We start from the raw sequence: 18,247 nt of genomic DNA, 5'->3' as shown, positions 1-18,247 counted from the left end.
GATCAGATCCGGTGTCCGGCGAGGGAGGCCCGGGGGATCAGGTAGACGAAGATCGTGATCAGGAGCAGCGCGACGTAGCCGGCGACGAAACCGCCGAACGCCGGGGCGTACGACCCTGTGCCGCTCTTCGCCGCGGCGAGCACCTGGGGGATCACGAATCCGCCATAGGCGCCGATCGCCGAGATCAGGCCCAGGGCGGCCGCACCCTTGCGCTGGGTGCTGACCGCGAGTGCATCACCCGCGGTCGCGGCTCCTCGCGCGGCGAAGACGTTGGGGATCATCCGGTAGGTCGCGCCGTTGCCGACCCCCGCGGCGACGAACAGCAGCAGGAAGCATCCGAGGAAGAGCGCGAAGCTGTTCGCTTCGAGGGTGACGAGCAGCGAAAGGGCCCCGACGATCATGAGCGAGAAGGCGGCGATCGTCATCGGCGCACCGCCGAAGCGGTCGGCGAGCTTTCCGCCGTAAGGGCGGGCGAGCGAACCGACCAGCGCGCCGAGGAACGCCAGTGTGATCGAGGCGCTGCCGATCTGGAAGGTCGAGAACTCGGGGAAGGTGTCGGCGATGAGCTTCGGGAAGACGCTGGCGAAGCCGATGAACGATCCGAACGTGCCGATGTAGAGCAGCGAGAGCACCCACAGGTGCGGTTCGCGCAGGGCGGCGGCGGCTCCGGCGAAGTCGGCCTTGGCGGACGAGAGGTTGTCCATGTGGCGCCAGGCGCCCCAGACGGCTACGAGGATCAGCGGCACCCACATCCACCCGGCGAGCGAGAGGTTGAACGTGAAGGCGGCGGTCATCGAGACGACGATCGGCACCGCGAGCTGCGCCACGGACGTGCCGAGGTTGCCGCCGGCGGCGTTGAGGCCGAGCGCCCAGCCTTTCTCCTTCTGCGGGAAGAAGTAGGTGATGTTCGCCATCGAGCTGGCGAAGTTGCCGCCGCCGAAGCCGGCGAGGGCGGCCACGGCGAGCAGCACGCCGAACGGGGTCTCGGGGTCTTGCACGACGATGCCGAGCAGGACAGCCGGGATCAGCAGCAGGAGGGCCGAGACCATCGTCCAGTTGCGTCCGCCGAAGCGGGCGACGAGGAACGTGTAAGGGAATCGCAGGGTCGCGCCGACGAGGCTCGGCAGCGAGATCAGCCAGAACGACTCGGTGGTGCTGAGCGTGAAGCCGGCGGCCGGGAGCAGCACGACGACGATGCTCCAGAGCTGCCAGATGATGAACCCGAGGAACTCGGCGAAGATCGACCAGCCCAGGTTGCGGCGGGCGATCGCCTTGCCTTCGCCGGCCCAGAACGTCGGATCCTCGGGGTTCCACCCGTCGATCCAGCGACCGGGTCGATGGGTGAGCGTGACGGCGGGGGCATCGACGCTGCGTGTTCCGGTGGTCTGTGACATCGCGGCTCCTGGCGTTCGAGAGGGTGAATGCTCTGAACGTAGGCGGCGGATGTTGCAGGGCCGCGCGCATGCCGTTTCGGTGTGATTACTTCTCGATCACATCGGGGAGGTCGGCGATGAGAGAACTTCAGGAATCGTGGTCGTCGGCGCGCCAGGATGCCGCCAGCGCGGTGATCGTGGCGACCGCCGCGGCCGTGTCCTCGCGGCTGCCGCCCGCGCGACCTGCGGCGAGGCCGGCGAGGTAGGCACTGAGCGGGGCGGCGGGGCGCGCGACGCCGTGCGCGACGTCGCGGGCGAGATCGAGGAGCAGGCCGATTTCGACGGACGCGCGGTCGATCCCGAGGGCGGCGCAGGCGGCGGACGTCCAGTCGTCGAGGGCCTCGACCGGAAGATGCTGCGGCTGGTCGGTCATGTCGTCTCCTCGTCTGGTGCGCTGCCGCGCGGGGGCGTCTGTGCCGTTGTCGGTGTCTGCGCCGTTGTCGGTGTCTGCGCCTTTGTGGGTGGGTGCCTGCGCCACGGCGCGGGCTCGTTCGAGATCGTCCCACGTGTCGACATCCGTCGCCAGGCCCTCTGCCGGCACGGCGATGATGGCGAGGCCCGCGAGCAGTGAACGGATGGATGCGTCTCGGCCGCCGTCGGGCAGGGTGGCGACAGCTCGGCGCAGCGCGTCGGTGCGATAGAGCCCGATCAGCCACTGCATCCGCCCGGAGTCGTCGGTCAGGCAGACGCCGTCTTCGCCGCCGGCGAGGGGCGGATGCCGACGCAGCAGCGCGACCGCCTCTTCGGCGTTCGGCAGGTCGGCCGCCAGCACGAACACGTCAGCGCTCTCGGTGCGTGCGAGTCCGGCCGCGATGCCGGCGACGGGGCCGCCGAACTCGGGGGTCTCGCGAGTCCAGACGACCTCGCCCTGCACGGGCGCGGGCGGGCCGACGACGATGATCGGGTCGCAGCCTGCGACGGCCGCGACCGCCCGATCGAGCAGCGTGCGACCGCCGACGTCGAGCAGCGGCTTGGCGGCACCGTCGAGTCGAGACGCCCGCCCGCCCGCAAGGACGATCGCCGCGGTTGCGCCGCTCATGTCGGCGGCGCTCGCGTCGGCGGCGCGTGCTGCGGTCACGAGAGCAGCATCACGTCGACGAGGTCGCCGGCGGCCACCGCCGATACCTCGGCGGGCACGACGGCGTAGGCATCCGCTCTGGCGAGTCCTGCGGCGAGGTGCGCGCCGGACGACCCGTCGGCGGCTGCCGGGTGCACCGCCCAGGCGGCGGGGTCGGATCGGTCGAGAGTGACCGGCACATACTGCTGTCGTCCTGCCGGGCTGCGCCACCCGGCGGTGGTCGTGAGACGGATCATCGGGCGCTGCAGCGGCTCACGCCCCTGGAGAGCGAGCAGTGCCGGGCGCACGAACGCCTCGAACGAGGCGGCGACGCTGGCGGGGTTGCCAGGCAGGCCGAAGATCAGCGCGTCGTCTATTCGTCCGAAGGCCTGCGGTCTGCCGGGCTGCATGGCGACCGCGACGAACTCGATGCGATCGCGCAGCACGTTCTTGACGACCTCGTGGGCGCCGGCGCTGACGCCGCCCGAGGTGACCACGACATCGACGCGGCCGGCGTGCAGCGCACGGTCGACGAGGGCTGTGAAGGCGGCATCTTCGTCGGTCACCGTGTCGACCGAGATGACGTCGGCGCCCGCCTCGGCGCACATCGACGCGAGCAGCACCGAGTTCGACTCGGGGATCTGCCCTCGGTCGAGGTCTGCGCCGGGGGCGGCGAGCTCGGTGCCCGTCGAGATCACGGCGACCCGGGGGCGACGACGCACCTGCACGGTGTCGACGCCCGTGGCCGCGATGGCCGTCAGCTGCAGCGGCCCGAGCACGGTGCCCGCCGGTACGACGACCGCACCGGCGCGCAGCTCCTCGCCCCGGCGGCGGATGTGAGCGCCCTCGCGGGCAGGAGCCGCGGTCACGACCGCCGGGGCGTCCCAGGCCTGCAGCCCGTCACGGGTGTGTTCGAAGGGCACGACGACGGTGGCCGTGCGGGGCACGGGAGCGCCGGTCATGATCCGAGCGGCCAGCCCTGGACGCAGCTCGGGCTCCTCGGGCGAACCCGCCGGCAGGTCGGCGATGACGCGCAATTCGGCAGGGTGCTCGGCCGTCGCTGCCTCGACGTCGGCGAAGATGACGGCATATCCGTCCATCGCGGAGTTGTCGAACAGCGGCACATCGACCCGGGCGCGCACGTCGTCCGCGAGGGTGCGACCGGCTGCCAGTGCGATCGGCACCGCCTCTGCGCGGAGCGGCCGGGCGGCGGCCGACACCTTCGCCTGCTGCTCCTCGACCGTCAGCATGGCACGAGGAGCGAGGGAGGTGGCGTGGTGCATGCAGTCAGCGTACGACGGTCGCGGGGGTGTCCCCGCGACCGCGTCGCCCCTCTTCCCCTTGTTTCCCCGTCTGGTGTCAGCGCTTTCGAGTCAGTGCTCGCGGAACATCGGCCAGCCGCTGCCCGGCAGCATGTGCGAATGCAGCGCACCCTTGGCCGATTCCAGGGTCGGGTACGTGCCCGTCGCGGCATCCGCTCCGGCCATGACGACGGTGTATCCCCCGTCATCGTGTCGGATGCTGCCCACGACACCGTTCGTGCCGTACGCCACCCAGAGGGCCAGAGTCTTGGTCGTGCTCATCATCGAACCCCTTCCGTTGCTGGTGACGCTACGCCCCGGCGCACCGAAATACCAGCCCCTGTCGGAGGGTGCGCGGGCGCCGGTGCGGCGGCGCGTGGTCAAAAGCGCAGCGTTCAGTCGGTGGGTGGTCGAAAAGGCACGGCTACGGGCCGGTGGGGATGCGTTATTGACCACTCAGCGCGTCGGTCGTGCGGGCGGTCGTGCGCACGTAGGGGAGCGGCGGGCAGGCGCAGGCGCAGGCACGGGCGCAGGCACGGGCGCAGAGCCGGGCGCGGGCGCACCGGCAGGGGGGCGATGTCAGGAGCGCGACGCGATCGCACGGCGGATGCGGTCGAGCAGCATCCGTCCTCCGTCGTCGAGGTCGAGTTGCGTCACTCGGATGACGATCCAGCCGATGTCCTCGAGTTCTCGCTGCCGCTGAATGTCACGGCGCCACTGGTCGCGGTCGGTTCGGTGTCCGTCGCCCTCGTATTCGACGGCGATTCGGAGCTCGGGATACGCGAGGTCGCTTCTCGCGATGATCACGCCGTCGCGACGGATCTCGTGCTGGACCACGGGCTCGGGAAGGCCTGCCGCGACGAGCAGCAGACGCGTCTCGGTCTCCTTCGGGGACTCGACGGACGCCCGCACCGCGGGCAGCGCAGCTCGCACGCGCGCGCACCCGGCGAAGCGCCCCCAGTGGCGCAGGCGTTGATCGATCTCCTCGACCGTGTGCAGGGGGCGGTCGGCGCGCAGCCCCGGGTAGTTGTCTGCGGTCGTGACGAGAGCGTCGAGGGCCACCACGAGCTCGTCGTCGGTGAACGACGCGACGCAGAGGAAGAGGGCGGCCAGAGGATCGACGACGGGGACGCGGCCGATCCACCACAGCTGTGCTCTGCCGGTTGCGAGCCTTCGACTCCTCACACCCCGCGTGCGCGGCCGGACGGCATCCGTCGCCACGACGACGTCGATGTCGTCGGTGACCTTCCACGAGCCCGGAACGGGATAGCCCCACACGCGCATCGCGGTCGCGCCCCCGATCAGCTGTCCCGGTCTCAGTCGCGAGGCGAGCGCGAACACTCTGTGCAGAGGTGTCGTCTGAGGAGTGAGCGATCGCACACCGTGGAAGGGGCGGTGCAGGTCGGCGGCTGCCGCACGTCCGCGTCCCACCCCCGCTGCCGATGCCGCTCGAACGGTGAAGGTGGCTCCGAGTGTGGGCGGCAGCACAGATCGACGACGCATCTCCCCAGCATCCGCGTCCGGGAAGCGCCATTCGGAGAGGTGCGCGTTGCGGGCCGGGAGCTGTGCATAAGTCGGTCTCACCCGCCGCAGTGGTGGAGGAGTGATTCAGGTCGTCGTCGCGTCAGCGACGTCGCCCGTACGCCGATGGATGGTCGAAAAAGCATCGGTGCGGAGGAGCGTGGTCAAAAACGCATCCCACGCGGCCCTCAGGCGTGCGCTTTTGACCATCCACGCCCGCGGGCGGGAGGCGCGGGGACCGCGACTAGAGAGCGGCGGCGATGAGCTCGAGCGTCTGCGCGCGGCCGGCGGCGGCGTCGCGCGGCTCGGACTCGTAGGCCCCGGCGACGGGCGAGAGCATGACCTCGTCGACGCCGTACTTCGTCGCGAACGCACGCACCTCTTCGGCGACGGACTCTCCCGTGCCGACGAACCACCGCGAGCGGGCCGCTTCGACGACCTGGTCGGTCGCGGGATCCGACTCGGCGGCGAGCGCCTCTTCGACGGTCTCGAGCGCGATGAGCGGCTTGTTCAGCCGCAGGCGCGACATCATGCGCAGCTGCGGCAGGGCACGGGCCTCGGCCTCTTCCTGCGTCGGCGAGGCGACGACGTTGACCGTGAGGAACGTGCGGGGCTCGGGGTGCTCCTCGCTCGGCTGGTAGCCGGTGCGGTAGAGGTCGAGTGCGCGTTCGAGACCCTGGCCCGAGAAGTGGTTCGCGAAGACATAGGGCAGCCCGTGCGATGCGGCGAGCTGCGCCGAGTAGTCGCTCGACCCGAGCAGCCAGACCTCGGGGCTTCCGCCGGCGGCGGGCGTCGCGTGCACCGTGTACTCGCCACCCGACGTGAAGCGCACGGTGGCGCCGTCGCTCGAGAGGAGCGCAGCGATGTCCTGCACGTTGCGGGGGAACTGTTCGACGTCGCTCGTCGTGCCCGATCCGCGCAGCAGCTGAGTGATGACCGGGTCGCTGCCGGGGGCGCGGCCGAGGCCGAGGTCGATGCGTCCTGGCGCGATCGCCTCGAGCGCGGCGAACTGCTCGGCGACGATGAGCGGGGCGTGGTTGGGCAGCATGACGCCGCCCGACCCCAGACGGATCTTCGTCGTCCGCATCGCGGCGGCGGCGATCAGCACCGGGGGAGTGGTGGACGCCACGGCCGGCATGTTGTGGTGCTCGGCGAACCAGTAGCGGCGATAGCCGAGGCGGTCGGCGGTCGCGGCGAGATCGAGGGAGGAGGAGATCGCCTCGGCACTGGTCTGGCCGGTGCGAACGGGGACGAGGTCGAGGACGGAGAGCGCGGTGGAAGTCATCCCCGAATGCAACGGCGGGGGCGGGCGGGGAATTCCCGCCCGCCCCATCGTCGCCGGTCGGTCGTCACGCTGCGGCGAGGGCGGAGGATGCCGACGGCGAGAACTCCTCGGCCAGAGCGTGGCGCGCGAGGTGGTAGCGGATGTGCCAGGCCGCGCTGAAGCTCTGCTCGGGAAGCCGAGCGAGCACCGCTCTATCGTCGGAGCCGAGACCGTCACGGGCTGCTTCGCGCAACAGGTCGTCGCGCGTCGCCGGGTACTCCATCCCGCGCAGGAAGCGGTCGAGTGCAGCGGAGTTGTGCATGGGTCGTCCTTTCCAGAGGAGGAAGCGGGGGCCGGGTGCGTCCCGGCCCCCGTGCTGTCAGGCAGCGATCGACTGTCGGTTGTCGCTCGACTCGACCTCGATCTTGCGCGGCTTCGCCCTCTCGCTGACGGGGATGATCACCGAGAGCACACCGCTCTCGTACGAGGCGCTGATCGCGTCGAGGTCCACTCCGTCGCCGAGCGAGAACTGACGGAGGAACGAGCCGGCTCCGCGTTCGCGGGCGAGCCAGCGGACGCCTTCGCGGCCGTCCGCCGTGCGCTGTGCGCGGATCGTGAGCTGGCCGCCGTCGAGGTCGACGTCGATGGAGCCCGGATCGATGCCGGGAAGATCGGCGTGCAGGACGTACCTGTCGCCGTCGCGGTAGAGGTCCACCGGCATGAGACGCGGTGCACGGACGGAGTCCAGCACGCTCGCAGCGAAGCGGTCGAGCTGACTGAACGGATCGAAGGACATGGCCATGAGTGTCTCCTTTCGTGTGGCCCGGGTGGGCGTTGTAGATGCAGATTATCTGCATCCGTTGCTATAGATTTGTTATAGAACAACATCGAATAGAATGCAAGTGCCACGAGAAGGAGCTGCCGATGGATGACCGTGATCCGAGCATGCCGGTGTACGGCATCGCCGTCGCCGCCCAGCTCAGCGGCGTCCCCGAAGCGAGTCTGCGGCTCTTCGAGGCGAAGGGCCTGGTCACGCCTGCGCGCAGCGACGGAGGCACGCGCCGATACAGCGACGACGATCTCGCCCGCATCCGTCGGGTGACGGGCCTGCGTGTCGAGGGCATCAACATCGTCGGCATCCGACGAGTTCTCGATCTGGAGGACGAGAACGCGGGACTCCGCGACGAACTCGCGGACGATCGTCCCTGACCCCGTCGGAACCGCCCGACTCCGTCGGAACCGCCCGGCGGCGGCGTGGCAGGGCAGTACTTTAGGGGCATGGATGCCGAGATCTTCTACGTGCTCGTCGGTGCTGTGGTCGTGGCGGCGATCGCCCGATGGCGCGGGTGGCCGGCTCCGCTGCTCGTCACGGTGGTCGCGCTCGCAGCATCCTTCCTGCCGTTCGTTCCCGAGGTCGAGATCGACGGGCACCTGCTCCTGAACCTCGTGCTGCCGCCCCTGCTGTATTCGGCGGCGCTCGACGTGTCGTTCGTGGGCTTCAAGCGCAGCCTGCCGCAGATCCGGCGCCTCGGCGTCACCCTCGTGCTGCTCACGGCTGTCGCCGTGGGCCTGGTGGCGTGGTGGATCCTGCCGTCGCTAACCCTGCCGGGCGCGCTGCTGCTCGGTGCCATCGTGGCACCGCCCGATGCGGTCTCGGCCGCGGCCATCGGTCGCAAGCTCGGGCTACCGCGCCGCATCATGACGGTGCTGTCGGGGGAGAGCCTGATCAACGATGCGACCTCGCTGACCCTCTATCGCGTGTTCGCGGCGATCATCGCCGGGGCGACCCTGACCGTCTGGGACGGCATCTGGCAGTTCCTGCTCGCGGTCGGCGTCGGCGTCGCGGTCGGACTCGTCTTCGGCATCGTGCTGCACCAGCTGCGCATGCGCATCAGCGACCCGGTCGTGATCGGCACGTTCGGGCTGCTCGCCCCGTTCGGCGCATATGCGATCGCCGAGCACCTGCTCGGCTCGGGCGTGCTCGCGGTCGTCGCGATGGGTCTGTATGTCGGATACAACTCGCCCCGCACCGACTACACGACCCGTCAGCAGGAGGCGCCCCTCTGGCTGTCGGCCGACCTGCTGCTCGAGAGCTTCGTGTTCGCCTACATCGGCCTGCAGTTCCCGCGCGTGCTCAGTGACCTCGGCGGCGAGGAGGTCGGTCGCATCCTGATGCTGTCGGGTGTCGTGCTGATCGTCGTCTTGTTCGTGCGGCCGCTCTACGTGTACCCGACGAATCTCTGGGCGAACTTCCAAGACCGCAAACGGTTGGAACGCTGGGATCGAACGGTCGAATCCGGAGCCTTCGACGAGCGCCGCCGCGACTCGAAACGCTGGAAGCAGTACAGCGCAGAAGAGCTGCGCTCCAAGATCGTGCGCGACCGCATGGCGGGGCTGCAGCTGACCTGGAAGGACAACGCCGTCATCTCGTGGGCGGGCATGCGCGGTGTGGTGACGCTGGCGACCGCGCTCGCCGCAGCCGATCTCGCTGCTCTCGACACCGAGCCGTCGCACGCGATCGTCGTCGTCGCCTACGTCGTGACCCTCGGCACGCTGCTGCTGCAGGGCCTGACCCTGCCGCTGCTGATCCGCAGTCTCGGCATCGCCAGCGACGTCGATGACGAAGAGGACGAGCGCGCTATCGCCGACGTCAAGGCCAAGAGCCGCGAGGCGGGCAAGGCCTTCCTCGCCGAGAAGCGCGACGAGTGGGTCGACAAGTACGGCAGCGTCGACATCGGCGTCTTCGATGCCTTCACCAAGCGCATGACCAGGGTCGAGAAGGCCGCAGACGAGGCGCAGGAGGTCGAGGAGGCGGTGACCCGCCCCTCGTACGAAGACCTCGCAGCGCTCACCCGCGGGTGGCTGCAGGTGCGCCGTGACATCCTCCTCGCAGAGCGAGACGCCGGCAACCTCGACGAGGAGGTCATGCGCGAGCTGATGGCCGCGATGGATGCTGAGGAGCTCGCCCTCGACACCCGCGCCGCCACGCGTCTGCAGGGTCGCGCATAGCGGGAGACAGACGAGCGCCCCGCCCCTGAGTGGGCGAGGCGCTCGATCTGTGCGGCGAAGGGTCAGCGGGTGCCGGCCGGCTCCTTCTCGGATGCTGCGGCATCCGCCTCGGGTGCCTCGTCGTCGGCCGAGTCGTCGGCGAACGGCAGGCCCTCGCGCGGTGCGTTGTAGAGCTCCTCGTCGAGGATGCCCTCGCGCTTCGCGACGATGGTCGGCACGAGCGCCTGGCCCGCGACGTTGACCGCGGTGCGGCCCATGTCGAGGATCGGGTCGATGGCGAGCAGCAGTCCGACGCCCTCGAGCGGCAGGCCCAGCGTCGACAGCGTCAGCGTGAGCATGACGGTCGCACCCGTGGTGCCGGCGGTGGCGGCGGAGCCGACGACCGAGACGAGCACGATCAGCAGGTACTGCACGAGGTTCAGTTCGATGCCGAAGAACTGTGCGACGAAGATCGCGGCGATGGCGGGGTAGATCGCGGCGCAGCCGTCCATCTTCGTGGTCGCACCGAACGGCACGGCGAACGAGGCGTACGAGCGGGGCACGCCGAGGTTGCGCTCGGTCACGCGCTCGGTGAGGGGCAGGGTGCCGATCGACGAGCGGCTGACGAACGCCAGCTGCACGGCGGGCCAGACGCCCGAGAAGTACTGCTTGATCGAGAGTCCGTGCGTCTTCACCAGGATCGGGTAGACGGCGAAGAGCACGAGAGCCAGGCCGACGTAGACGGCGATCGCGAACCAGCCGAGCGACGCCAGCTTCTCCCAGCCGTATTTGACCACCGCGGCGCCGATGAGGCCGAACGTGCCGAGCGGGGCGATGCGGATGATCCACCACAGCACGCGCTGGATGACCTTCAGAAGCGACTCGGTGAACGCGAGGAACGGCTCGGCCTTCTTGCCGGCCTTGAGAGCGGCGATGCCGACGGCGACCGCGATCACGATGACCTGCAGGATGTTGAAGTTCACGCTCGACGAGAACGTGCCGTCGGTGGCTCCCGGGTTCGTGCTGACGCTGAGCCCGAGGAAGTTCTGCGGGATCAGACCCAGCAGGAAGTTCCACCACGTGCCGACCGTGTACGGGTCGCCGGGCTCGAGGCCCTCACCGGCGCGGTTTCCCGGCTGGATGACCAGGCCGAGCGTGATTCCGACGATCACGGCGATGAATGCGGTGATCGCGAACCACAGCAGGGTCTGGCCCGCGAGGCGCGCGGCGTTCTGCACTCGGCGCAGATTCGAGATGCTGGCGACGATCGCGGTGAAGATCAGCGGCACGACGGCGGCGCGCAGCAGTGTCACGTACGAGCTGCCGATCGTGTCGAGGGTGGCCGAGAGGCCGTTCGGGCTGTCGGCGGTGGCGCCCAGCTGGCGGGCGATCAGGCCGGCGGCGATGCCGAGGACGAGGGCCGCGAGGATCTGGAAGCCGAACGAGGTCAGCAGCTTCCGGACGGGACCGCGGGTGTCAGGCGCCTTCGTGGGGCGGGCGGTGGTGCTCATTGGATTGGGGACTCCAGAATCGGTGCGCGCCGTGTGCGCGCTATAACGCCCAACGCTATGAGGGCGAGTGAATTCCGAGGCTGAGATGACGAAGGATGACGAGGGCCGCGGCATCCGTCATCCCTCGTCAGGCGACCTGGCGGGTCAGGCCGCGCACTTCTCGAGGTTGTCGGTCAGGATCTGCGTGGTCAGAGCCTTGTCCTCTTCGCTCGACTGCTTGTCCTCGCCGTTGGCGATGTAGGTGAGGGTCTCGTTGCTCAGGTCGGAGTCGACGAGCGCCTCGGCGAAGCAGGTCGCGACGTCGTCGGTCACGGCGTCGCCGAGCCCCTGGTCTTCGTAGACCTTCTGGATGCCGTCTGCGACGTCGTCCACCGCTGGACGCGACGTGCCACCGCAGGCGGCGAGAGAGAAGGCGAGTGCGGCAATGGGCAGGGCCATGAGGATGCGGGAGGGTGTGCGCAGGTTCCGGTCGTTGAGGTTCATGCGGTCGACGCTATCGACACACAGAAATTTCATAGCAGGGGTTGCGCCGCGCGCGGTCTTCGTGATGCAGCCTGGTCGCGTCGGCTGTGTTCTGCCACGATGGCCTCATGTTCATGGTGACCACGAACGACATCCCCGGCTACCGCATCACCCAGGTGCTGGGGGAGGTCATGGGTCTGACGGTGCGATCGACCGACTTCGGGCAGGGTTTCGCCGCCGGGTTCCGCTCGCTCGGCGGCGGCGAGATCCCCGAATACACGCAAGTCATGTACGAGGCGCGGCATGTCGTGATGGGCCGCATGTGGGCCGAGGCGCAGCAGCGCGGTGGCAATGCGATCGTCGCGATGCGCTTCGATGCCGGGTCGATCCAGAACTTCACCGAGATCTGCGCCTACGGCACCGCCGTGGTCGTCGAACCTCTCGCGCCGGTCGCGCAGCCGCCGCAACCGCCGCAGGCCTGACCTACGCCAGCACCAGCAGGTCGCCGACCTCGCACCCGAGGGCGTCGCAGATCGCCCGCAACGTCGAGTACCTGATCGCTCGCGCCCGGTCGTTCTTCAGCACCGACAGGTTGACGATGCTCACGCCGACGCGCGCGCTCAGCTCGGTCAGAGTCATGCCGCGCTCCGCGAGCAGCTCGTCGAGGCGGCAGTGGATGCCGGTGAGTTCGTCGTCGTTCTCGGCCGGGGTCATACGAGTCCCCTCGTCTCGTCCTCGAGGGCCGCGTTCGTGCGCTGCAGGCGGATGCCCTGCCGGAACGCCGCCGCGATGAGTCCCACCGCGACGCCGGTCGCGAAGATCGGGACGATCGACCAGAACTCGATCGGATGCACGGGCTCGCCGGAGCCGAGGCCCACCGCAGCGGACACCCCGTTCAGCCCCAGCTTCTCGAGCAGCACGATGAACATCGGAGCGAGCACGAGAGTCCAGCCGATCGCGTCGAAGGCCCGCGCGTTGCTCCGCACGAAGAAGCGTCCGCGGAGGAAGTTCCAGGCGACGAGCATCACGCCGACGATGACGATCAACGGGGCGAGCGCCCACAGCACGAGCGAGCCGATGATCGCCGCGGTCGCGGCGGCATCCACTCCGGTGGCGAACACCATCGCCTCCTGAGCGATCCCCTCGATCGACGCGGCTCCTGAGCCGACGGTCGCGTCGATCGGTTGCTCGTCGATCGGGATGGACGACGCGATGCCCTGGTCTCGGAAGGTTCCGAGCACGCGCAGGACGGTGCTGATCGCGGTCACCACCAGAGCGGCGGCGCCGAAGAGGATCACGGTGATCGCATCGGCGGTCTGGGAACGTGTCGCGGTCACGGTGCTCATCAGACGAGCCCGTCCGTGTCGCGCTGCAGGCGGTCGCCGATGGAGAACACCGTGCAGATGAGGGCGATGACGAACGCCCCGAGGATGAAGGTGAACGGTTCGACGCTGATCACGGCGTTGTCGATGCCGTTGTCGGTGATCTGTGCCACCGTGGCATTCGCGAGCATGTTGTCGAAGAAGCGCACAGTGGCGAAACCGACGAGTCCGGCGATGCCGGCTGTCGCGACGAGAGCGGTGTTGCGTCGGCTGAACACGCGGTCGGTCAGCACGCTCCGTGCCAGCAGGATCAGGCATCCGATCACGATGACGATCGTGAGGATCTGCGCCACTTGGCCGATGATGCCCGGCACTGCGGCGATCGCCGGCAGCTGAGGCGCGGTGATCACAGCGCTGTCGACGCCGACGGAGATGCTGGTGCCGTTGCTCAGCGGCAGGTCGACCGGCGTCTGCGAGCCGATGAGCTCGATCAGCACCGGCACGTCGACGCCCCGGGCGAGTTCGATGATCCGCATGACCGAGAAGACGGTGATGTAGGCGGCGATCAGCGCGCCCGAGATGCAGAAGCCGACCAGGGCTCCGCGGTCGCCTCGGGAGATCGTCCGGTTCTTCGTCGAGGTCATCATCCACTCCTTATCGAGAGTCGTTATTACCGATAATCGTTAACATAACGACTGTCGATAAGTGAGTCAACCCCGGCCGCACGAGAGCGACGTCACCGACCGTCACGGCGCTATGCCGACGGCGAACACGGGCATACAGCATCCGCACGGTGGTTACTCTCGATGTACAGGCGCGGAGACCCGTCGAGGACTCAGCGCTTCGCCCCGTGCGAATAAGGAGTCACAGCATGTTCGAGAGATTCACGGACCGAGCCCGTCGAGTGGTCGTCCTCGCCCAAGAAGAGGCGAAGATGCTCAACCACAACTACATCGGCACTGAGCACATCCTGCTCGGCCTCATCCACGAGGGTGAGGGTGTCGCAGCCAAGGCGCTCGAAAGCCTCGGTATCTCCCTTGACGCCGTCCGCGAGCAGGTGCAGGACATCATCGGTCAGGGCCAGCAGCAGCCCACCGGTCACATCCCGTTCACGCCGCGCGCCAAGAAGGTGCTCGAGCTCAGCCTCCGTGAGGCTCTGCAGCTCGGCCACAACTACATCGGAACCGAGCACATCCTGCTCGGCCTCATCCGCGAGGGCGAGGGTGTCGCAGCCCAGGTGCTCGTCAAGCTCGGCGCCGACCTCAACAAGGTCCGCCAGCAGGTCATCCAGCTCCTGTCGGGTGCTCCCGGACGCGAGCCGGCAGCCGTCGGCGCGCAGTCGAACGACACCCCGAGCGCCCAGGGCGGCTCGCAGGTGCTCGACCAGTTCGGTCGCAACCTGACGCAGGCCGCGCGCGACAACAAGCTCGACCCGGTCATCGGGCGCGAGAAGGAGATCGAGCGGGTCATGCAGATCCTGTCTCGCCGCTCCAAGAACAACCCCGTGCTGATCGGTGAGCCCGGCGTCGGCAAGACCGCCGTCGTCGAGGGCCTCGCCCAGGCGATCGTCAAGGGCGATGTGCCCGAGACGCTGAAGGACAAGCAGCTCTACTCGCTCGACCTCGGCTCTCTCATCGCCGGCTCCCGCTACCGCGGTGACTTCGAGGAGCGCCTGAAGAAGGTCACCAAGGAGATCCGCACGCGCGGCGACATCATCGTCTTCATCGACGAGATCCACACCCTCGTGGGTGCGGGTGCCGCCGAGGGCGCGATCGACGCGGCCAGCATCCTGAAGCCCCTCCTCGCTCGTGGCGAGCTCCAGACCATCGGTGCCACCACGCTCGACGAGTACCGCAAGCACTTCGAGAAGGATGCCGCTCTCGAGCGTCGCTTCCAGTCGATCCAGGTGAACGAGCCGAGCCTCCCTCACACGATCAACATCCTCAAGGGACTCCGCGACCGGTACGAGGCGCACCACAAGGTGCAGATCACCGACGGCGCGATCGTCGCGGCATCGAACCTCGCCGACCGCTACGTCTCCGACCGGTTCCTGCCAGACAAGGCCATCGACCTGATCGACGAGGCCGGTGCACGCCTGCGCCTCAGCATCCTGTCGAGCCCGCCCGAGCTGCGCGAGTTCGACGAGAAGATCGCCAAGGTGCGCGAGCAGAAGGAAGTCGCGTCCGAGGACCAGGACTTCGAGAAGGCCGCATCGCTGCGCGACGAGGAGAAGAGCCTCCTCGCCGAGCGCCTGCGCCTCGAGAAGCAGTGGCGTTCCGGTGACGTCGCGACCCAGGCGGTCGTCGACGAGGGCCTGATCGCCGAGGTGCTCGCACAGGCCACCGGCATCCCGGTCTTCAAGCTGACGGAAGAGGAGTCCTCGCGACTCGTCTTCATGGAGAAGGCGCTGCACCAGCGCGTCATCGGTCAGGAGGAGGCCATCGCGGCGCTCTCCAAGACGATCCGTCGTCAGCGTGCCGGCCTCAAGGACCCGAAGCGTCCCTCCGGTTCGTTCATCTTCGCCGGCCCCACGGGCGTCGGAAAGACCGAGCTGGCCAAGGCGCTCGCCGAGTTCCTGTTCGACGACGAAGCTGCTCTCATCTCGCTCGACATGAGCGAGTTCGGTGAGAAGCACACCGTCTCGCGTCTGTTCGGTGCTCCTCCCGGATTCGTCGGATTCGAAGAGGGCGGCCAGCTCACCGAGAAGGTGCGCCGCAAGCCGTTCAGCGTGGTGCTGTTCGACGAGATCGAGAAGGCCCACCCGGACATCTTCAACTCGCTGCTGCAGATCCTCGAAGAGGGTCGACTGACCGATGGTCAGGGCCGCGTGATCGACTTCAAGAACACCGTCATCATCATGACCACCAACCTCGGTGCTCGTGACATCGCCGGTGGTCCGGTCGGATTCCAGATCGAGGGCGTCAACTCGACGAACTACGAGCGGATGAAGGGCAAGGTCAACGAAGAGCTCAAGCGCAACTTCAAGCCCGAGTTCCTCAACCGCGTCGACGACATCATCGTGTTCCCGCAGCTGTCGAAGGAGGAGCTCGTGCAGATCGTCGATCTGTTCACCAAGCGCCTCGGCGAGCGTCTGCTCGACCGCGACATGACGATCGAGCTGTCCCAGGCCGCCAAGGAGCGTCTCATCGAGATCGGGTTCGACCCGGCACTCGGTGCCCGCCCCCTGCGTCGCGCGATGCAGCACGAGGTCGAGGACCGTCTGTCCGAGAAGATCCTGCACGGCGAGCTCAACCCGGGCGACCACGTGAAGGTCGACTCGAAGGACGGCGAGTTCCTCTTCGAGCACGGTCCCCGCGGCGAGAAGGTCGCGGTCGGCGTGAACACCGGCGGAGCGATCTCCGGCACCCCTGACCTGGCGGTCGCCAGCGGGGAGTGACCTGATCACGGAAGGGGCGGATGCTGCGGCATCCGCCCCTTCTGCGTGTCCGGGTGGTCCAGCACTCCGGCATTCCGCGTCCGCTCAGGGTCTCGGGAGGTGACGGGTTCTAGGCTTGACGTGTGAGCGAGTACATCGTCCGGCCGGCGCGCAGCGCTGACATCATCGGCATCCGCAACCTGCTGCAGCCGATGGTCGAGCAGCGCATCCTGCTCGGCAAAGACCTGGCAGTGCTCTACGGCGCGGTGCAGGAGTTCGTCGTCGCCGAAGCCGACGGCGAGCTGATCGGATGCGGCGCGCTTCACGTGTTCTGGGAGGACCTCGGCGAGGTGCGCACCCTCATGGTCCGCGGTGACTGGCTGCACCATGGCGTGGGCGGTGCGATCGTCGGCGCGCTCGAAGAGCAGGCGCGCGAGCTCGGCCTCAGTCGACTGTTCTGCCTCACCTTCGAAGTCGACTTCTTCGGCCGGCGCGGCTATTCGGTTATCGGTGAACAGGTCGTCGACCCCGACGTGTACTCGCAGCTGCTGCGCAGCGGTGACGCCGGTGTCGAGGAGTTCCTCGATCTCGCGCACGTCAAGCCGAACACGCTCGGCAACACCAGGATGCTGAAGAGCCTCAACTAACCTGAACTAATGCCTCGTCACTCCGCCGCCGTATATCGTCGCCGGAGATTGGTGACCCTCGTCGCGGCGATCCTCGTGGTCGCGGTCGTCGGCGTGGCGGTATGGCTGCTCGTGGCACGCCCATGGGCGAACGCTGCCGAGGCGACGCCGTCGCCCAGCGCATCGGCGTCTGCGCCGGAGTCGTCGACGCCCGATCCCACCGCCGGCGAGTCGCCCGCCGCCGAGTCACCCGCGCCTGAGTCGTCGGCCGAGGAGACTCCGGGGATCGTCGCGTGCGAAGCCGGAGACGTCGAGGTGGCTGCTGTCACCGATGCTGACGCATACGACCCCGGGGTCATGCCGCAGCTGTCGATCTCGTTGACCAACCGCGGTTCGACCGACTGCGCGATAGACGTGGGGTCGACGACCCAGAGGCTCACGGTGTCAAGCGGATCCGACGTCTGGTGGACGTCGACCGACTGCCAGGAGAATCCGAGCAGCATGGTCGCCACGCTCACGGCCGGCGCGACCGTGACGAGCAAGGTGCCGGTCACCTGGGATCGCACCCGCTCGAGCGTCGAGACCTGCGCCGACGAGAATCGTCCGCGTGCACCCGGGGGTGGAGCGTCGTACCACGTCGCCGTCGAGATCGGCGGCTTCAAGGGCACGACCACGAAGCAGATCCTGCTCTATTGACGCCGAAACTGGCCAAACGTCTCGAATACAGTCCTGCACTCAGTTTCGGGTGACACTGTTCGTTCTTTGGGATACCATTGAAGTGACCCTCGCAGACTTGCGGCGCATGCCATCCCCAGTGGCGTCGAGCACAGCGTCCCCAGCGCTTCGACATGCCGCCCGAGGGTCCGAGGGCCCTCTCGAGTACCCCAGTCCCCAATGGATGACTCGAGAGGGCCCCTTTCCATCTCTACTCCGGTTTCGGGACGCGCATCGCCATCCGCTGAATATGCTGGATGCATGGCAGCGAAGAAGTCGAAATCAGCGAAGAGCGCACCCGCACCCGAGGATTTCCGGTCGGATGCCCTCGCTCAGGCGCTGGAGAAGCAGGACATCGCTGCGGTCGCCCTGGCTCTCCGCCACGGCACCACGGTGGTGCCGCTCGTGAAGCCCGGTGCTCGCGACAATCCGCTCGACAGCGGAGAGGTCTGGACCTATCGCGACCCGAAGTCGGGCGATCTGGCGCTGCTGCTGTTCAGCGATGCAAAGAACAAGCCGGCGAACCTGCCCCCGGGGGTGGGGATCTACACCGCGGACTGGTTGCGCAAGTTCCTCGCCGCGCACCCGATCACGACCGTCTTCCTCGACATCGCCGGGCCGCATCCGATGCAGGCCGCGCCCGACGAGCTGCTCAAGGCGCTCGACGCCTGA

General features: G+C 68.3%; 20 protein-coding genes. 7 read left to right on the top strand and 13 right to left on the bottom strand.

Annotation, left to right across the window (positions count from 1 at the left end):
* Window positions 1–2: 2 nt before the first annotated feature.
* The 8 genes from ASF87_RS03590 to ASF87_RS03555 all read right to left on the bottom strand — a co-directional run bounded on the left by ASF87_RS03590 (window position 3) and on the right by ASF87_RS03555 (window position 7,378).
* Window positions 3–1,394 (bottom strand): MFS transporter, encoded by a 1,392-nt coding sequence (locus ASF87_RS03590; protein ID WP_056374227.1) that lies wholly within the window; start codon window positions 1,392–1,394, stop codon window positions 3–5.
* Window positions 1,395–1,521: 127 nt separating this feature from the next.
* On the bottom strand, window positions 1,522–2,511 hold the full coding sequence (locus ASF87_RS17965) for an NTP transferase domain-containing protein (protein WP_157549993.1): 990 nt from the start codon (window positions 2,509–2,511) through the stop codon (window positions 1,522–1,524).
* Window positions 2,508–3,773 carry a molybdopterin molybdotransferase MoeA gene (locus ASF87_RS03580; RefSeq protein ID WP_235558858.1) on the bottom strand — a complete coding sequence of 422 codons (1,266 nt, stop codon included), beginning with the start codon at window positions 3,771–3,773 and terminating at the stop codon, window positions 2,508–2,510. Before ASF87_RS03580 ends, ASF87_RS17965 begins: the two co-directional genes overlap by 4 nt.
* A gap of 90 nt (window positions 3,774–3,863) precedes the next feature.
* Window positions 3,864–4,073: a methyltransferase gene (locus tag ASF87_RS03575; RefSeq protein ID WP_042540132.1), complete on the bottom strand. Its 210-nt coding sequence runs from the start codon at window positions 4,071–4,073 to the stop codon at window positions 3,864–3,866.
* A 297-nt stretch (window positions 4,074–4,370) separates the two neighbouring features.
* Window positions 4,371–5,294: an endonuclease domain-containing protein gene (locus ASF87_RS03570; RefSeq protein ID WP_056374225.1), complete on the bottom strand. Its 924-nt coding sequence runs from the start codon at window positions 5,292–5,294 to the stop codon at window positions 4,371–4,373.
* Between the two features lie 262 nt (window positions 5,295–5,556).
* A complete protein-coding gene (locus ASF87_RS03565) occupies window positions 5,557–6,597 on the bottom strand; it encodes an LLM class flavin-dependent oxidoreductase (RefSeq protein ID WP_056374223.1) in 1,041 nt (346 codons plus the stop codon).
* 64 nt (window positions 6,598–6,661) lie between these two features.
* Window positions 6,662–6,898 carry a DUF2795 domain-containing protein gene (locus tag ASF87_RS03560; RefSeq protein WP_056374222.1) on the bottom strand — a complete coding sequence of 79 codons (237 nt, stop codon included), beginning with the start codon at window positions 6,896–6,898 and terminating at the stop codon, window positions 6,662–6,664.
* Window positions 6,899–6,955: 57 nt separating this feature from the next.
* Window positions 6,956–7,378 (bottom strand): Hsp20/alpha crystallin family protein, encoded by a 423-nt coding sequence (locus ASF87_RS03555; RefSeq protein ID WP_056374219.1) that lies wholly within the window; start codon window positions 7,376–7,378, stop codon window positions 6,956–6,958.
* A 122-nt stretch (window positions 7,379–7,500) separates the two neighbouring features.
* Here ASF87_RS03555 and ASF87_RS03550 point away from each other — a divergent pair, with 122 nt between their 5' ends.
* A complete protein-coding gene (locus tag ASF87_RS03550; RefSeq protein ID WP_056374218.1) occupies window positions 7,501–7,785 on the top strand; it encodes a MerR family transcriptional regulator in 285 nt (94 codons plus the stop codon).
* Between the two features lie 69 nt (window positions 7,786–7,854).
* On the top strand, window positions 7,855–9,585 hold the full coding sequence (locus ASF87_RS03545) for a cation:proton antiporter (protein WP_056374215.1): 1,731 nt from the start codon (window positions 7,855–7,857) through the stop codon (window positions 9,583–9,585).
* A gap of 62 nt (window positions 9,586–9,647) precedes the next feature.
* Here the strand turns inward: ASF87_RS03545 and ASF87_RS03540 are convergent, their stop codons facing one another.
* Both ASF87_RS03540 and ASF87_RS03535 read right to left on the bottom strand, forming a co-directional pair.
* Window positions 9,648–11,075, bottom strand: coding sequence for a dicarboxylate/amino acid:cation symporter (locus ASF87_RS03540; RefSeq protein ID WP_056374213.1), 1,428 nt, complete (start codon window positions 11,073–11,075; stop codon window positions 9,648–9,650).
* A gap of 144 nt (window positions 11,076–11,219) precedes the next feature.
* Window positions 11,220–11,558, bottom strand: coding sequence for a hypothetical protein (locus ASF87_RS03535; protein WP_056374211.1), 339 nt, complete (start codon window positions 11,556–11,558; stop codon window positions 11,220–11,222).
* 107 nt (window positions 11,559–11,665) lie between these two features.
* On the opposite strand from ASF87_RS03535, the gene ASF87_RS03530 reads away from it, so the two are divergent.
* On the top strand, window positions 11,666–12,019 hold the full coding sequence (locus ASF87_RS03530; RefSeq protein ID WP_056374209.1) for a YbjQ family protein: 354 nt from the start codon (window positions 11,666–11,668) through the stop codon (window positions 12,017–12,019).
* Between the two features lies 1 nt (window position 12,020).
* On the opposite strand, the gene ASF87_RS03525 is transcribed toward ASF87_RS03530, so the two are convergent.
* From ASF87_RS03525 to ASF87_RS03515, 3 genes are read right to left on the bottom strand one after another with little or no spacing between them, the layout of a single operon-like run.
* A complete protein-coding gene (locus ASF87_RS03525; RefSeq protein WP_042539919.1) occupies window positions 12,021–12,251 on the bottom strand; it encodes a helix-turn-helix domain-containing protein in 231 nt (76 codons plus the stop codon).
* Window positions 12,248–12,883: a hypothetical protein gene (locus tag ASF87_RS03520; RefSeq protein ID WP_056374207.1), complete on the bottom strand. Its 636-nt coding sequence runs from the start codon at window positions 12,881–12,883 to the stop codon at window positions 12,248–12,250. Before ASF87_RS03520 ends, ASF87_RS03525 begins: the two co-directional genes overlap by 4 nt.
* Entirely contained in the window at window positions 12,883–13,503 is a 621-nt protein-coding gene (locus tag ASF87_RS03515; RefSeq protein WP_052492921.1) for a DUF2975 domain-containing protein, read from the bottom strand. Before ASF87_RS03515 ends, ASF87_RS03520 begins: the two co-directional genes overlap by 1 nt.
* Before the next feature lie 227 nt (window positions 13,504–13,730).
* Here ASF87_RS03515 and ASF87_RS03510 point away from each other — a divergent pair, with 227 nt between their 5' ends.
* From ASF87_RS03510 to ASF87_RS03495, 4 genes are all read left to right on the top strand, one after another.
* A complete protein-coding gene (locus ASF87_RS03510; RefSeq protein WP_042539926.1) occupies window positions 13,731–16,256 on the top strand; it encodes an ATP-dependent Clp protease ATP-binding subunit in 2,526 nt (841 codons plus the stop codon).
* A 122-nt stretch (window positions 16,257–16,378) separates the two neighbouring features.
* Complete coding sequence (locus ASF87_RS03505; RefSeq protein WP_056374205.1) at window positions 16,379–16,882, top strand: amino-acid N-acetyltransferase; 504 nt, start codon at window positions 16,379–16,381, stop codon at window positions 16,880–16,882.
* 9 nt (window positions 16,883–16,891) lie between these two features.
* Window positions 16,892–17,557 (top strand): hypothetical protein, encoded by a 666-nt coding sequence (locus ASF87_RS03500; RefSeq protein WP_056374203.1) that lies wholly within the window; start codon window positions 16,892–16,894, stop codon window positions 17,555–17,557.
* A 279-nt stretch (window positions 17,558–17,836) separates the two neighbouring features.
* On the top strand, window positions 17,837–18,247 hold the full coding sequence (locus tag ASF87_RS03495; RefSeq protein WP_056374201.1) for a hypothetical protein: 411 nt from the start codon (window positions 17,837–17,839) through the stop codon (window positions 18,245–18,247).

Source organism: Microbacterium sp. Leaf161, from assembly GCF_001423645.1.
GTDB lineage: Bacteria > Actinomycetota > Actinomycetes > Actinomycetales > Microbacteriaceae > Microbacterium > Microbacterium forte.
Note: the sequence above shows the minus strand (reverse complement) of the source record. Positions and strands in the feature narration are given on the sequence as shown.